This window comes from Kitasatospora sp. NPDC004669 (assembly GCF_040609455.1).
Classification (GTDB): Bacteria; Actinomycetota; Actinomycetes; order Streptomycetales; family Streptomycetaceae; genus Kitasatospora.
Genome location: NZ_JBEXKB010000020.1, coordinates 62,648 through 77,308, shown reverse-complemented (window position 1 = coordinate 77,308; position 14,661 = coordinate 62,648). Strand labels below are relative to the sequence as shown.

General features: G+C 73.5%; 13 protein-coding genes. All 13 read left to right on the top strand.

From position 1 onward, the window contains the following. The first annotated feature begins 46 nt into the window (after positions 1 to 46). Genes ABZW30_RS19070 through ABZW30_RS19010 form a run of 13 tightly spaced genes read left to right on the top strand, consistent with a single transcriptional unit; the run spans position 47 to position 14,661 of the window. Positions 47 to 646: a DUF4255 domain-containing protein gene (locus ABZW30_RS19070; protein ID WP_355672278.1), complete on the top strand. Its 600-nt coding sequence runs from the start codon at positions 47 to 49 to the stop codon at positions 644 to 646. Beyond that, positions 643 to 1,491, top strand: coding sequence for a hypothetical protein (locus ABZW30_RS19065; protein WP_355672277.1), 849 nt, complete (start codon positions 643 to 645; stop codon positions 1,489 to 1,491). The genes ABZW30_RS19070 and ABZW30_RS19065 overlap by 4 nt, the downstream gene beginning before the upstream one ends. A 24-nt stretch (positions 1,492 to 1,515) precedes the next feature. Next, a complete protein-coding gene (locus tag ABZW30_RS19060; protein ID WP_355672276.1) occupies positions 1,516 to 3,420 on the top strand; it encodes a phage tail sheath subtilisin-like domain-containing protein in 1,905 nt (634 codons plus the stop codon). Between the two features lie 46 nt (positions 3,421 to 3,466). Next, positions 3,467 to 3,922, top strand: a complete 456-nt coding sequence (locus ABZW30_RS19055) for a phage tail protein (protein ID WP_355672275.1) — start codon at positions 3,467 to 3,469, stop codon at positions 3,920 to 3,922. An 8-nt stretch (positions 3,923 to 3,930) separates the two neighbouring features. After that, a complete protein-coding gene (locus ABZW30_RS19050; RefSeq protein ID WP_355672274.1) occupies positions 3,931 to 5,895 on the top strand; it encodes a phage tail sheath C-terminal domain-containing protein in 1,965 nt (654 codons plus the stop codon). 3 nt (positions 5,896 to 5,898) lie between these two features. Next, complete coding sequence (locus ABZW30_RS19045) at positions 5,899 to 6,468, top strand: phage tail protein (RefSeq protein WP_355672273.1); 570 nt, start codon at positions 5,899 to 5,901, stop codon at positions 6,466 to 6,468. Beyond that, positions 6,468 to 7,871 carry a hypothetical protein gene (locus ABZW30_RS19040; RefSeq protein ID WP_355672272.1) on the top strand — a complete coding sequence of 468 codons (1,404 nt, stop codon included), beginning with the start codon at positions 6,468 to 6,470 and terminating at the stop codon, positions 7,869 to 7,871. Before ABZW30_RS19045 ends, ABZW30_RS19040 begins: the two co-directional genes overlap by 1 nt. Positions 7,872 to 7,882: 11 nt before the next feature. Further along, positions 7,883 to 8,065: a hypothetical protein gene (locus tag ABZW30_RS19035; RefSeq protein WP_355672271.1), complete on the top strand. Its 183-nt coding sequence runs from the start codon at positions 7,883 to 7,885 to the stop codon at positions 8,063 to 8,065. Beyond that, on the top strand, positions 8,058 to 9,143 hold the full coding sequence (locus tag ABZW30_RS19030; RefSeq protein ID WP_355672270.1) for a contractile injection system protein, VgrG/Pvc8 family: 1,086 nt from the start codon (positions 8,058 to 8,060) through the stop codon (positions 9,141 to 9,143). Before ABZW30_RS19035 ends, ABZW30_RS19030 begins: the two co-directional genes overlap by 8 nt. Further along, positions 9,143 to 9,808 carry a phage baseplate assembly protein V gene (locus ABZW30_RS19025; RefSeq protein ID WP_355672269.1) on the top strand — a complete coding sequence of 222 codons (666 nt, stop codon included), beginning with the start codon at positions 9,143 to 9,145 and terminating at the stop codon, positions 9,806 to 9,808. Before ABZW30_RS19030 ends, ABZW30_RS19025 begins: the two co-directional genes overlap by 1 nt. A gap of 5 nt (positions 9,809 to 9,813) precedes the next feature. Beyond that, positions 9,814 to 11,400, top strand: a complete 1,587-nt coding sequence (locus ABZW30_RS19020) for a hypothetical protein (protein WP_355672268.1) — start codon at positions 9,814 to 9,816, stop codon at positions 11,398 to 11,400. 40 nt (positions 11,401 to 11,440) lie between these two features. Then, positions 11,441 to 14,194, top strand: coding sequence for a hypothetical protein (locus ABZW30_RS19015; protein ID WP_355672267.1), 2,754 nt, complete (start codon positions 11,441 to 11,443; stop codon positions 14,192 to 14,194). Positions 14,195 to 14,232: 38 nt separating this feature from the next. Continuing rightward, positions 14,233 to 14,661, top strand: coding sequence for a GPW/gp25 family protein (locus ABZW30_RS19010; protein WP_355672266.1), 429 nt, complete (start codon positions 14,233 to 14,235; stop codon positions 14,659 to 14,661).

The window sequence follows — 14,661 nt, the reverse complement described above, 5'->3', positions numbered from 1 at the left end:
GAATGGCGGCAACGCTGCGGTGACGTCCGCCGCCCAGCATCGGACCATGGCTGGATACCGGGCACTCGCCGCCGTCGGACGCAGTGTGGTCGCGCTGCTGAACCGGCGTTTCGCGGAGGAGATCCCCGACGGGACCGGCCGGCGGCCGACGGCGGTGCTCGCCGGTCCGCTGGACTTCGAGAAGGTGGACACCGCCGGCGCGGTGATCCGCTACCCGGCCGTCTCGTTGTACTGCTACCGGCTCAGCATCGACCGGGAGACCCGGGCAGGCTGGGGCGCCGTCTCCGCGCAGGACGGCTTGCCCCGGGTGCCGCTGCGGATGCACATGATGCTCGCCGCCTGGGACCAGTTCGTCGAGTCCGAACTGGAGTGGCTCGGCCTGGCCGCGCGGACGCTGGAGAGCGAGGCCGTCCTCACCGGTCCGCTGCTCGACCCGAGCGGTGACTGGGAGCCGGGCGACATGATCCAGGTCGTCTCGGACGAGCTGGCGATGGACTCGTTCAGCGAGGCGTTCCAGGCGATGCACACCGACTACCGGCTCTGCCTGCCCTATCTGGCCCGCGTGGTGCGGATCGACGGCGCCCGCCGGCCCACCGCCGAGGAGGTCACCACGGTGGCCTCCCGACTCTCCGGGATTCCGCGGTGACGGCCGACCCCGGACCGGGCTCCCCGATCACCGTCGACGCGGGCCGGGTGGACGTCCTTCACCGGCTCGCACTGGCCGTCCGCCCGCTCGACGCCCGGACCGCCGCGCCCGCCGCCGGCGTCCGGGTCGGGCGCGAGGCCCCGCCGCCCGGCGGCCCGGTGCGACCCCTGGAGAGCCACGGCGCCACCGGATCGGTCCTGCGCTACGGCACCGGCGGTGTCCGCAACCGCACCGTCCTGCTGCGGGTCGACGACCCGGCCCGCCGCCTCGTCCCGCGCCGCCTGCGCATCCCGCTCTGGACGGTCGGCGAACTCAGCGACGCCGACGGCCGCCCGCCGACCGCCGGCTACGTACCGGCGGCCTCCCGGCTGCTGCGCCCCTGGCTGCTCCCCGGCGTGGCGTACCCGGTGACCAGCGGCATGACAGGCCTGCGACTGCGCGTCACCTACCTGGGCCTGCCGGTGCGTTGGCCCCGGGTGGAGGCCTTCGGCGCCGGCGGCGTCCCGGTCGGCTGGGCGCACGGCGACGAGTACGGCCAGGTCCTGCTGCTGGTGGAGGGCATCGGCGCGCTGCATCACCCCACGCCCTCCGCCTTCGACGTCGCGCTGCGCACCGCCGTCCCCGACCGGGCGCACCTCCCACCGGTCGACCCGCTCGATCCGCTGGCCGACCTCGTGGTCGAGGACATCCCCCGCAGTCAGGCCCCGCCCACTGCGGCGGACCTCGACAACCCGGTGCTGCGGGGCATCGCCGTGCCCCCGGGCTACCGGACCGCCACCCGGGACGTCGTCCGGAGCCTGACCGTCGGCCGGGTGCTCCCCGAGACCGACCTGCCCCACATGTGAACCGCAGACCGAGGAGGCCCGCGCATGCCCGAGTACCTGACCCCAGGCGTCTACGTCGAGGAGACCAGCTTCCGCTCGCGGTCGATCGAAGGGGTGCCCACCAGCACCTTCGGCATGGCCGGGCGGACGGCCTACGGTCCGGTGCCGTACATCGCCAACGGGCAGACCCTGGTGCCCGGCCCGGCGCTGGTCACCAGCTTCACGGAGTACGAGCGCGCGTTCGGCGGGCTGACGCTGGGGGACGAGAGCCCCTGCTACCTGGCGCTGGCGGCCCGCGCCTTCTTCGCCAACGGAGGGCGCCGGCTGTACGTCTCCCGGGTGTTCTCGTTCACCATGACGAACGACCCCAACAACCCGGTGATCGACGGGCCGGCCAACTTCGCCTCGCTGGCGGTGCCCTCGACCGGCACGGCGGTGCTGCGCTGGTGGGCCCGCTGGCCCGGTCGGGCCGGGGCCCGGATCAACGTCGCGGTGGCGTTCCGGCGCAGCAAGAACGTGCTGATCTCCTCCACCGCCGCGAACGGCACGGCCGCCGTCCGACTGACCGGGGTCCAGCCGGGGGCGGCCGTCGAGGTGGCCCCGTTGGGGGCCGACGGCAAGCCGCCGAAGCTCGATGACAGGACGAAGCCGAACCCCGCCGACATCCGGGTCGTGGCACGGGCCGCCGACGGGGGCTTGGGCTACCTGAACCAGGACGGCGTCACCGTCGATGCCCCGGTCGCCGGGACGGCGGTCTTCCACATCACCCTGGCCGTCACCGTCCGCTCCGGCGCGGACCGGCTGGACGTCTACAACGAGCTCGAACTGGACGACCCGCACCCGCGCTCGGTGACGAAGGTGCTCAGCGCCAAGGATCCTGCCGACGAGTTCTCCCTGGTCTGGCTGGGCTACCTGACGCCGGCCAACGGTGCGGCCCCGCCGCCCTCCGCGGGCGACAAGCTGGCCGCCCTGCTGTTGCTCGACGCCCAGCACCCGGGCTTCCTCGGCGGCGGCGGCGACGGCCTGACCCCGAGCCCCGACGACCTGTTGGGCGGGCCCGCCGACCCGGACGACCTCAACAAGCCCGCCACCGCCCTGGCCGCGCTCGGCGAGATCGACGACATCGCCGTCGTCGCCATGCCCGACACGGTCTCTCTGACGGATCAACAGCAGCAGAAGGAGGCGGTGGACGGGCTGATCGTCCACTGCGAGCAGTTGCGCTACCGGATGGCGATCGTCGACCCGCCGCAGAACAGCTCGATGTCCGACGTGCGCCGGTTCCGCTCGCAGTTCGACAGCACCTACGCGGCCCTCTACTACCCGTGGCTGAGGATCGTCGACCCCACCCGGCGGCCAGATCCGGGCGCGCCCACGCCGACGCTGGACCTGCCGCCCTCGGGCTTCGTCGCCGGGATCTACGCCCGCAGCGACATCGAGCGCGGGGTGTTCAAGGCCCCGGCGAACGAAGTCGTGTACGGCATGAGCGAGTTCGTCACCAACGTCACCTACGACCGGCAGGCCGTCCTCAACCCCGAGGGGATCAACGCGCTGCGCTTCTTCGAGGGCCGGTCCAACCGGGTCTGGGGCGCGCGGACGATGAGTTCGGACCCGGAGTGGAAGTACGTCAACGTCCGGCGGCTGTTCATCTACCTGGAGCACTCCATCGACAAGTCCACCCAGTGGGCGGTGTTCGAGCCGAACAACGAGCGGCTCTGGGCGTCGGTGCGCCAGTCCGTCGAGGACTTCCTGCTCGTCACCTGGAAGAGCGGCGCGCTGATGGGCACCAAGCCGGAGGAGGCGTTCTTCGTCCGTTGTGACCGCACCACGATGACCCAGAACGACATCGACAACGGTCGCATGATCTGCCTGATCGGGGTGGCCCCCACCTACCCGGCCGAGTTCGTGATCTTCCGGATCGGCCAGTTCACCGCGGACGCGCCGGCCGTCTGACCGGCGCCGTGTCGTCAAAGTCCGGTCCTCGAGCAGGAGGCAGCACATGGCCACGCGCAACAACCCGTACGGAGCCTTCAACTTCCTCGTCAAACTCGGCGACGCCGGGGGCGAGGACCAGATCGCCGGCGGCTTCTCCGACTTCACCGGTGCCGGCAACGAGGTGAAGTTCTCCGAGTACCGCAACGGCAACGACAAGGAGAACCACGTCCGCAAGATCGCCAACACCAACGTCACCGACGACGTCACCCTCAAACGCGGGATCATCGGCGACCTCCGGCTGTTCAACTGGATCAAAGCCACCCGGGAGGGCAACTTCGACCCCCGCACGGTCGTCGTGACGCTCTACGACGAGGCCCGCACCGCGGTCTGCTCCTGGACGCTGCACAACGCCCAGCCCAAGAAGTGGGTCGGGCCCACCCTGGCCGGCAAGGGCGGCGGCGAGGTCGCGATGGAGGAACTGCACCTCGTCGCCGAGCGGATCGATTTCGCGTCGCTGTGAGCGTCCCGATGAGCGCCCCCGGCCTGCGGCTCGGCGCGCCGGGCGTCTACCGGGACGCCCGGCGCCCGCCGACCGGCTTCCGGCCGGTGCGCCTGGACGTGGCCGGCTTCGTCGGCGTGGCACCGCGCGGCCCGGTGGACCGGCCGGTCGCCGTCGACCGCTGGACCGACTACCAGTGGCGCTTCGGCGGCTTCGAGGGCCCGGGCCTGCTGCCGTACGCCGTCCGGGCGTTCTTCGCCCAGGGTGGCACGCGGGCGTACGTCCTGCGGGTCTCACCGGTGCCCCGGGCCCCCGACCCGGCCGCCGTGTCGGCCGTCGCCCGGTACACCGTCCAGCTGGCCGACCCGGAGAGCGGTACCGGGGTCGAACTCGGCCTCTGCGCCGCCGACGAGGGCAGCTGGGGCGGACGCCTCGCCGTGCGCTGGGAGTTCGACGCCGCCCGGCACTTCACCGGCCAGGCGGACGGGACCCGGCTCCCGCTGCCCGACGCCGTCGCCGTGCCGGCCGGCTCCGTGCTGCGGGTCCGCGGACCGGGGCTGCCGGCGGCCGGGGAACTCCTCCTGGTCACGCTGGTCGAGGAGTCGCCGTCACGCGGCCGCACCGCCGTCCTGGACCGGCCGCCCGGCAGCGCGCCGCCCGACGCCGACCTCGACGTGGACGTCGTCACCGCCACCGTGACCGTCAGCGACGCCGCCCCGGACCTCGCCCGCGAGGAGCGCTTCACCGACCTCGGGCTCGCCGTGGCGCACCCGCGCTTCGTCCGGCAGGTTCTCGCCGAGGAATCCCGGCTGATCACCCCCGACGGCAGCTGGCCCGAGCTGGTGCTGCCCCCGGACGCCTCCCTCCCGGCCGTCGACGCCGTCCGCGTCCGCTCCGGCACGGACCGCTGGGCGGCCGTCACGGCGGACAGCTTCTTCGGGGACACCCCACCCGAGCTGTTCCCCGTCGGCGGCGCCCAGACCGGTGACGACGGCACCGCCGCGTTCATCGGCCTGGACCGGCTGGCGCTGGAACCCGAGGTCGTCCTGCTCTCCGTGCCCGACCTCCTCTGGGACTACCTGGTGCCGACCGGTACCACCGACCTCCCGGAGCAGCCGCGTCCCTGCGCCGACGGGCGTTGTCCGCCCCCGGCCGCCCCCGTGGTGTACCCGCCTGCGCCGGAACGGGCGGTGCCGCTGGACGGCCGCGACCCGGGCGCGCTCGCCGAGATCCTGCGCCGCCAGCGCCGGCTCGTCGACCTGGCGGAGCAGCAGCGCCGCTTCGTCGCCCTGCTGGACGTGCCACCCGGACTGCCGCTGCGCCTGACGGAGCGGTGGCGGGCCGGCTTCGACAGTTCCTACGCGGCCGCGCACCACCCGTGGCTCGGTGTGGTCGACCCGGAGGACCCGCAGCTGCGGGCCGTCCTGGTGCCGCCGTCCGCGTTCGCCGCAGGGATCATCGCCGACCGCGAGCACCGGCTCGGCATCCCGTGGGGCCCCGCCAACGCCGTCGCGGTCGGGGCGGTGACCGCCGCCGACCTGCCCGCCCCGACCGAGCGCGACGAGCTCCACCTGCTCGGCATCGACGTCTTCGCCCCCGAGCGGGACGGGTTCCGGCTGGCCTCCGCCCGGACCCTCTCCCGCGATCCGGACTATCGCCAGCTGAGCGTGAGACGGCTGATGACGATGCTCCGGCTGGTCCTCGAACGCCAGGCCCAGACCCTCGCCTTCGAGCCCAACTCGCCGCAGCTGCGGGACGAACTGCGCGGTGCGATGACGCTGCTGCTGCGCGACCTGTTCCGCGCCGGGGCGTTCAGCGGGGCCACCGAGGCACAGGCGTTCTTCGTCCGCTGCGACGACGAGCTCAACCCCGGCTGGTCGCAGGGGCTGGGCCGGCTGGTGGCCGAGATCGGGGTGGCGCCCGCCCAGCCGCTGGAGTACCTCGTCCTGCGGATCGCCCAGGACGCGGACGGTGACGTGAGAGTGGCGGGGTGAGTGGTGGCCGGTCTGGCTCAGGCGTTCAACTTCCGGGTCTCGCTCCGGCGGAGCACCTCCCCGGGGCCGACCTCGACGGGCCCGCCCGCACTGACCGACCAGCCGACCGGGGCGTCCCGTAGCGGCCCGGCGTCGGGCGGTGCGGCCGGCGGCCCGCCCGACCGGCTCGGCGACGGGGGCTTCCAGGAGTGCACCGGCCTGGAACTGGAGATGGAGGTGGGTGACCACCCCGAGGGCGGCCGCAACGACGGGCTGGTCCGGGGGATCGGCCGGGTCAAGCTCCAACCGATCGTACTCAAGCGCGGCATGCTCGTCCCGGTCCCCGGCGGCCGCGCCGACACCGCCCTGTGGGACTGGCTGCACGGCATCGTCAGCGGCGAACAGCGGGCGGCCCGCTATGACGGCGACATCGAGGTCCTGGACGCGACCGGGGCACGGACCGTCTCCCACTGGCGGTTCACCCGCGGGCTCCCGCTCAAGATCACCGGGCCGGCGCTCAACGCGAAGACCGGTGAGATCGCCGTGGAGGAACTGCACATCGCCCACGAGGGCCTGCGACTGGAGGGTTCCTGATGGCGGAGCTGGCACACGCGACCCTGCAACGGCTCACGGTGACGAAGGCCGGGGCGAAGGACCAGCCGCCCCGCGTCAAGGGCGACGGGCCCAAGGTCGAGGTCCAGTTCAACCCCGTCACGCTCCGGCTCAGCCGGAACAACAACATCGACCGGGGTGGCATCGGCACCCGGACCGAGAAGCGCCAGAGCCCGTCGCAGGAGCACGCCACCCTCGCCTTCGACCTGGCTTTCGACACCGCGGAACAGGGCGGCCCCGGCACGTACGTGGACGTCCGGGACTGGACGGCGCTGGTCCGCCAGTTCGTCGAGCCGCCGCGCGAGAAGAAGGGCAACCCGCCGCCGATCGTCCAGTTCCAGTGGGGGACGTTCCTCTTCAACGGGATCGTCACCCAGGTCAGCGAGGAACTGGACCTCTTCGCGCCGGACGGCACTCCGCTGCGGGCCAAGGTCGCCGTCACCATCGTCGAGCAGGACTTCGCCTTCGAGGCGAACCAGAAGGGCTCGGGAGCGCGCGACGCCCGGGCCGCGACCGACCCGGGCGCGCCGCAGGCGGGCTCCACTCCCGGCACCGCCGGGACGGACCAGCCGCAGCAGGTGGTCCAGGCCCAGGCCGGGGAGAGCGCCCAGCAACTGCTGGCCCGGCTCGGGCTCGATCCGGCGGCGTGGCGCGGCGCGATGCGGGGGCTGGCGAGCCCGCTCTCGCTCACCGCCGGGTTCAACGTCCAACTCGGCGTCGAGGTCGCGGCGGGCGGGAGCATCGGCCTCTCGGCCGGATTCGCCGGAGAGGTCGCGGCCACCTCGGTCGCCGGGCTCGCCGGGGCCCTGGGCATCGGCCCGGATGCCGCGCCGCCGGGCGCCCAGGCCGCCCAGGCCGGTGCCGTCGGCGGCACCGGGACGGCGCCGGTGGGCGTGGGGGCGGACGACATGACGGCCGCGGGCTTCGCGCTCTCGGCCGGCGGCGGGATCGCCGCCTCGGCGAACACGGTGGGTGGAGCCCGGGCGGCGCTGGCGGTCGATCAGGCGCGCGGAGCCTTCGCCGTCCCGGGGCCGCCGGGGGCCGGCACCGCGCCCGCCCCGACCGGCGGCGGCGCATCCTCCGGCGGGCGGCCCCCGGCCCCGGTGAGCCCCGTCGCGATGTCCCCGACCACGGACCCGCGCGCCCTGACGTACGGTCGGGGCGTGCCGCTGCGCGCCCGCGCCGACCCCGGCACCCTGGCCGAGGTGGCGGCCGGCGGCGCGCGCGGCCTGGCAGGCCGGGCCCGGGCCCAGGAGCTCCCGCCGCCCGACGGGGTGACGCCCCCGTGGGAACACCTGCCCCCGGTGACGCCCGCGCGCACCGCGGCGGACTGCGCGCAACGCCGCCGTGACGCACCGCCCAGCACCCTGAGGTGGCGACCCTAGGGAGGCCTGCCATGAGCGTGCACATTGGTGAAGTCCACACGGATGTCGTCCCCGTCGGCGCTCCCGGCCCCGCACCGGCGGCAGGTCGGGGTGGCCCGGTCGAGGAGGCGGAACTGGTCGAGCACCTGCGCGCGGCGCTCGACCGGGCGACGTGGCTCGCCGGGCGGGTCGCGGCAGCGGGCTTCGATGACTGAGCCGGGCGTCACGGCGGTCGCACCGGTCTTCACCGTCGGCGGGGACCTGGTGCGGGATCTCGGCCGGGACTGCATCCGCCTGGAGGTCTGCGAGGGCGTCGAGGGCCTGCGTACCCTGCAGGCGAGGTTCCTGGCCAGCGGCATCGGCGCCACGGGCCCTCAGGAGAGCCTGTTGCACCTGGACGGGAAGACGATCGACCTCGGCAGCGCGCTCAAGGTCGCCCTCGGCCCCGAAGCGCAGCAGCGGACCGTCTTCGAGGGCACGGTCTCCGGGTTGGAGCTCGTCCTCGGCGACGGCGACCCGCCCGTGGTGGTGGCCCATGCCGAGGACGCCCTGATGCGGCTGCGGATGACCCGCCGGATGCGCACGTACACGCAGGTGACCGACGGCGATCTCGCCGCGGCGGTCGCCCGCGAGCACGGCCTGCGGACGGACGTCGACGTGCCCGGCCCGCGCTACGACGTCGTCCAGCAGTTGAACCAGAGCGACCTCGCCTTCCTGCGGGAGCGCGCCCGCCTGCTCCAGGCCGAGCTCTGGTGCACCGGCACCACCCTGCACCTGCGCACCCGCGCCACCCGGCCCGGCACCGCGGTGACCCTCGTCCTCGGCCGCGACCTGCTGTCCGCCCGGCTGACGGCCGACCTCGCGCACCAGCGCAGCGAGGTGGTGGTCACCGGGTACGACGCCGAACGGCGCGAAGCGGTCGACGAGCGGGCCGGCCCGGAACTGGTCGAGGCCGAGACCGTCGGCGGGCGTACCGGCGTGCGGCTGCTGGGCCGGGCGCTCGGCCCCAGCAGCACGCTGCGGGTGCGGGAGGTCGCCCTCAACGCGGCCGAGGCGGCCGCCTGGGCGCGGGCCGAGATGCTCAGGCGCGGCCGACGTTTCGTCATCGCGACCGGACTCACCAACGGCACGCCCGACCTCGTCGTCGGCAGCCGGCTCACCCTGCAGGACGTCGGCGCCCCCTTCGAGGGCGGCGGATACTACGTCACCCACCTGCGCCACGGCTTCGACCTGGAGCACGGGTTCCGCACCCGCTTCGAGGCCGAGCGGGCCACCCTGAACGAGGTGAACTGATGGCCCTGCCCGGACCGTCCGACGGCGCCGCACCCGGCTACCACGGGGCCTATCCCGCACTGGTCACCAACATCGTGGACGAACAGAAGCTGGGCCGGATCGAGGTGCGCTTCCCCTGGCTCGGCCGGGACGGCGACCGGGACGTCCGGGCCTGGGCCACGCTCTGCTCGCCGTACGCCGACGACGACCAGGGCCTGCTCGTCCTTCCGGAGGTCGGCAGCCAGGTGGTCGTGGTCTTCGAGGCGGGCAACCTGCGCCGCCCGTACATCCTCGGCGCCGCCTGGAACGGGCGGGAGAGCCTGCCGCACGACCCGGAGGCGGCGAACAACATCCGGCTGCTGCGCTCCCGCGCCGACAGCCGGCTGGAGTTCGACGACACGGGCGGCGCCGCGAAGGTGCGGATCACCATGGCGTCCGGACACGAGGTGAGCCTCGACGACGCGGCCCAGACCGTCACCGTCAGGCACGCCACGGGCTGCGAGATCCGGCTGACCGCCACCTCGGTGGAGGTCAGGGCCAACCTGTCGGTCGACGTCACCGCTCCCATGGTGAAGGTCGACGCGCCGATGGCCACCTTCAGCGGCATCGTCCAGGTCGGCACCCTGGTCGCCGAGCAGATGGTGATGTCGCCCGCCTACACGCCGGGCGTGGGGAACATCTGGTGACGGGGGTGGCACACGGATTCCAGCTGTGCGCGCCCTGGTACGTCTGCGAGCGCGGCCACTTCGACCGGTTCGACCCCCGGGCCACGGCCCCGGCCATCCAGAAGTACGACGCACCCGACTTCGTCCAGCGCCTGACGGCGGACCCGCGCGCCTCGCTGACCTTCGATCCGGTCGAGGACGTGTACGCGTACCCCGTCCCGCTGCCGCCGGGCCAGGTGCGGCGCGGACGGCTGCACTTCGCCACCCACACGATGGTCGCGACCCCGCTGCGCAAGCTGTACCAGCCCGGCCACCACCGCTTCTACGCCGTGGTCGTCGAGCTCTTCTGCGACCGGCCGGGCCTGCCGCGGCCGGGCGCCGCGGCCGACGGCCTGCAGGTGCGGATGGTGATGCGGCGCCAGGAGCGGACCGTACCGAAGCCCGAGCGGGCCGCGGTGCGCCGGCTGGCGAAGAAGCTGACCACCGATCTGTTGGAGGCCCGGGGCGCGGAGGCCGGGCGGCTGAGCGACCGGGACCTGCCGAACGTGCTCTGGGCCGACCTCGCCTACCGAGCCCGGTTCGAGGCCGAGAACAGCGAGCTGTTCGCCGCGATCGGGCCACCGGTCGTCCAGAGCTGGACCACCGGCCCGAAGGGCCCGCACTGGGTGCCGACCGGCACGGTGGGCCCCGACGGCAAGCCCGAGCCGGAGCAGGAGCTGCTGATGTGGCGGATCCCGCAACCCGCATCGGAGTGCGACCGGGCGGGGACCCGTTCGCTCTGGTTCGGCCTCGTGCCGACCCTCTCCGGTGAGCACGACGACCAGGGCACGCCCAAACTCGACGACCAGCACGTGTACGAGATCCGTTGTGTCGCCCGCCGGCCGCCGGAACATGGCCACGAGCACTGCCCGCCGCAGGAGTCCTGGAGCGACACGACCGAGCCGTTCAGCCTGGCCGCGTTCTACGACCCGGAGGGCACGAAGAACCACAAGGTGTCGATCACGATGCCGGACCTCCGGTCCCTCGCCGCCCGCGCCGGACGCCCGGCCGGCCCCGGCGGGGTGGCGATCACCAGCCCGCCGGGCTCCCAGCTGCCCGTGACCGGCAAGATCCCGGACCCCGGCAGCGGCAGTGCGGGGGGCACCGACTTCCGGGTGTGCACCTTCGCGCTGGAGCTGTTCATGATCGTGGCGTTCTTCCTGTTCAGCCTCTTCCTGCCGATCGTGGTGCTCGCCTTCCAGCTCTGGTGGATGCTCGCCCTGCGCTTCTGCCTGCCGCCGGATCTCGTCGCACTGGGCGCGCTCCAGGCGTTCCTCAACACCCCCGGCGGCGACCTCGCGGTGCTGCTCACCGGACCGAAGCCGGGCATCCCCCCGGGGGCGCCGGACAACCCCGGTCCGAAGCCGCTGGACGATCTGCTCGGCCAACCGGGTGCGACGGCCGCGATGGCCGTGCGAGACCCCTTCGAACCGGCCGTGGCCGGCCAGGATCCCGCTGCACAGGCCGCGGCCGCCGACCTGGTGGCCGCCCTCGACCCGACGACGGCCGCCGAGCCGTCGCCACCCGCTGCCGAGAGCTCCCCGCCCGACCCGCTCTGTGGAGACAGCCAGTGAACCGGACCGACCCACCCGCCGGCTCCCGCGCAGGCCGCTGATGGCCCCCGTCGCCGGGGCCGGGGCCCGCGAAGCCAAACCGCCCGCGCCCGCACCCGAGGCGGCGCCGCCCACCCCCGCGGCGCCCGCGGCGGCCCCGGCGGCGGGCGGCCTCGCCGGCCGGCTCTCGGGCGTCGTCCCCAAGGGCCGGGGAACCGCGGGGGCCGGCGACGGCCCGGCCGCCCCGCCGGCCGCCGCGGTCGCCCCCGACGTGCCCAAGGACGTGCTGGCGCTCCAGGGCGGGTCGGCGTTGGCGCCCACCCCGGCCGTTGCCGAGTACCTGGAGAACAAGGGCGCCGCCGGAGGCCCGGTCAGGGTCGGACTGGGCGACCTCGCCGTCGGGACGCTGAACCTGCGGAAGACCGAGGAGGGCCTGACCACCGGCCCGGGCAAGGACTACCAGACACTGCCTCTGGCCCACCCCTTCTTCCTGCCGCTCGCCCGGTACGGCATCAGACCGGTGCTCGCCGTCCGGGTGCAGGGTGGTCTGGTGGAGGGCCACGCGTCCGCGGTCGTGCAGGAGAAGCTGCTCACCGGCCCGGCCGAACTGCTCGGTCAAGTCGTGAACCACGCCGACGAGTTGGGACTCGCCGGAGTGAACGACCTGAAGCTGCCGGCGGTGGACAACCGGCTCGAGGGGCCCGTCCTGCTGATCCGGGCGAGTGGGCTGCACTTCAAGCTCGGTGGGTTCCTCGACGCCACGGGGTCGATCGGCTTCGCCAACCGGCAGGTCACCTTCGACGCGACCGCCACCGGCACGGTGCCCGGGCTCGGCACGATCACGGTCCCGGTCAAGCTCGATGCCGAGGGCAGGCTGTCCGGCGAGGCCAAGGCCGAGGTGGAACTGAGGGGCTTCAAGGGGTCGGTGACGGCGGCCTTCGCCGGAGGCGTCGTGGACGTGAGGGGCACCGTCCACTACGGCAACGACAAGTTCGACGGCGAGGTGACCTTGGTCGCCACCGACGAGAAGAGCGCCAAGGAGCTGACGGACGGACAGATCGCCGCGGCGCAGGCGAAGGCGGCGGCACCGAAGCCGTCCGTACCCGGTGGTGCCCCGGCTGCCGCAGAGGCGGAGGGCGGGGCCGCGCCGACCCCGGCCTCGGCCGGCCCGCGAGCGGGGCCGCGTGTGGTCGCCGGCTGGGGCACCGTCAAGGTGCAGCTCGCCGAGTGGCTGAGCGGTGAGGCCCTGGTGGTGGTCGACCACCACGGGGACGTCACCCTGGTCGGCAAGATCACGCCGAGGATGACCAAGCCGCTGTTCGAGCAGAAGGACTACATCAAGGCGTTGCCCAAGCTGGAGGTCCGCGCCCTCTACGGCGTCCCGCTGGTCGGCAACATCTTCGTCTTCGCCGACATCGGCCTGGAAGTGCTCGCCAAGCTGGGCCCGGCCACGCTGGACCGGATGGAACTCAGCGGCACCTGGTCCACCAAGCCCGAGGTGCTCAGGAACTTCGGCATCACCGGCACCCTCAACATCTCCGCCTTCGCCGGCATCCGGCTCGTCGCGGAGGGCGGCGCGGGCCTCGAAATCATCGGCCACGACGTCAAGGCCGGCGTCGCGCTGAACGCGCTCGCCGGAATCCGCGGCTACGTGGAGGCGACCCCGAGGATCGGCTACCGCGAGGTCGCCGACCCGAAGGCCGGCAAACAGGGCGAGTTCTTCATCGGCGGCCACCTGGAGATCGCCGCCCAGCCCTTCCTCGGCCTCGGCGGCGACCTCTTCGTCGCCCTGGTGAGCCCCTGGTGGTCACCGGCCCCCAGTCACCGCTGGACCTGGCCGCTGTTCGAGCTGGAGTACCCGCTCCCCGGCGAGTTCGGGATCGGCGCCGACGTCGAGCACGTCCTCGGCTCCGGCAAGGTCCCCGAGGTGAAGTTCGGCGAAGTCGCCTTCAGCGCCGACAAGTTCATGACCGACCTGATGAACGACCACGTACCGAAGAAGTCGGGGAAGGACGACAAGAAGGCCGGCGCCTGGAACGAGGGCCCCGGCGCGGCGCCGGCCAAGGCCGGGGGCGGCGCGCCCGCAGCCGGGAAACCGGGCGAGCCGGCGGCGGCGAAGCCGGGTCCGGACAAGGGGAAGAAGGACGCCGGAGAGGTCCCGGACCCGGCCAAGGAGAAGCGCTGGCAGGGCGGCCTCCAGGCGATCGGCCGACTGGCTCAGGAGTCGCTCGCCGAGCCGTACGAGGAGGAAGAGGTCCGGGAGGCGCTGGCCGGGATCAAGAAGACCTACGGTTTCACCAGGCTGGCCGCCGACCGGGAGGGCGACGAGTGGCTGATCGACGCCCGGATGAGCCCGGAGACCAAGAGGAAACCCCGGCTCAGGGCCACCAACCACGTGTACCGGGGCGGCCCCTACAACCAGTTGGGCAGAGAGCCGGCGAAGAAGGGCGGCAGGCGCAGGGCCGTCAAGGGGACCGAACGCAACCACATGCCGGCCTGGAAGGCCATCAAGGACGCCCAGGCGTCCGGCGGCAAAGCGGCCAAGGTGAAGGACAAGCTGAACGGCATCTCGCGCTTCACCGCCCCCGCCATCGAGATGGACACCGCTGACCACCGGATGACCAGGAGCTGGGGGTCGGGCGGCGATGCCGTCGACTGGCGCAAGGAACAGACGGACCTGCTCCTCGCCGGGAAGTTCGGTCAGGCGATCACCAAGGACGTGAACGACATCCGCGGCTTCCTGCCCGCCGGCAGGAAGGACAAGTACGACGACGCGATCAAGGAGATGAGGGGCAATCTCCCGTCGGGCTGGTGATAACGCGCCGGTGACGCCCGCCGACCATCATCGACGGCATGGCAGCAACTGACACTCCGGCAGGAGCGCCGGCCGACGTGTGGCTCGGCACCGGGATCCATCTGCCCTTCCGGCCGCAGCGGGCAGCCGGCGGGCCGGGCGGGGGGCTGGCCTGGGCGAGCGGGATGGAGCTCGTCCGGCAGTCGATCGAGACGATCCTGGACACCGAGCCCGGCGAGCGCGTCATGCGGCCGGACTTCGGCTGCGGGCTGCGGCAGTACCTGATGGCGCCGAACACGGCCGCCACCCGGGCCGCGCTCCGGGCGGAGATCGAGCGGGCGCTGAGCAGCTGGGAGCCGCGGATCCAGGTGGCCGACGTGTCCGTCACCCCGGGGGAGGAGCCGACCATGGTGTGGATCGACATCGCCTACGTCCGGCTGATGGACCTGCGGTCCGACAACCTCGTCTACCCGTTCTACCTGCGATGA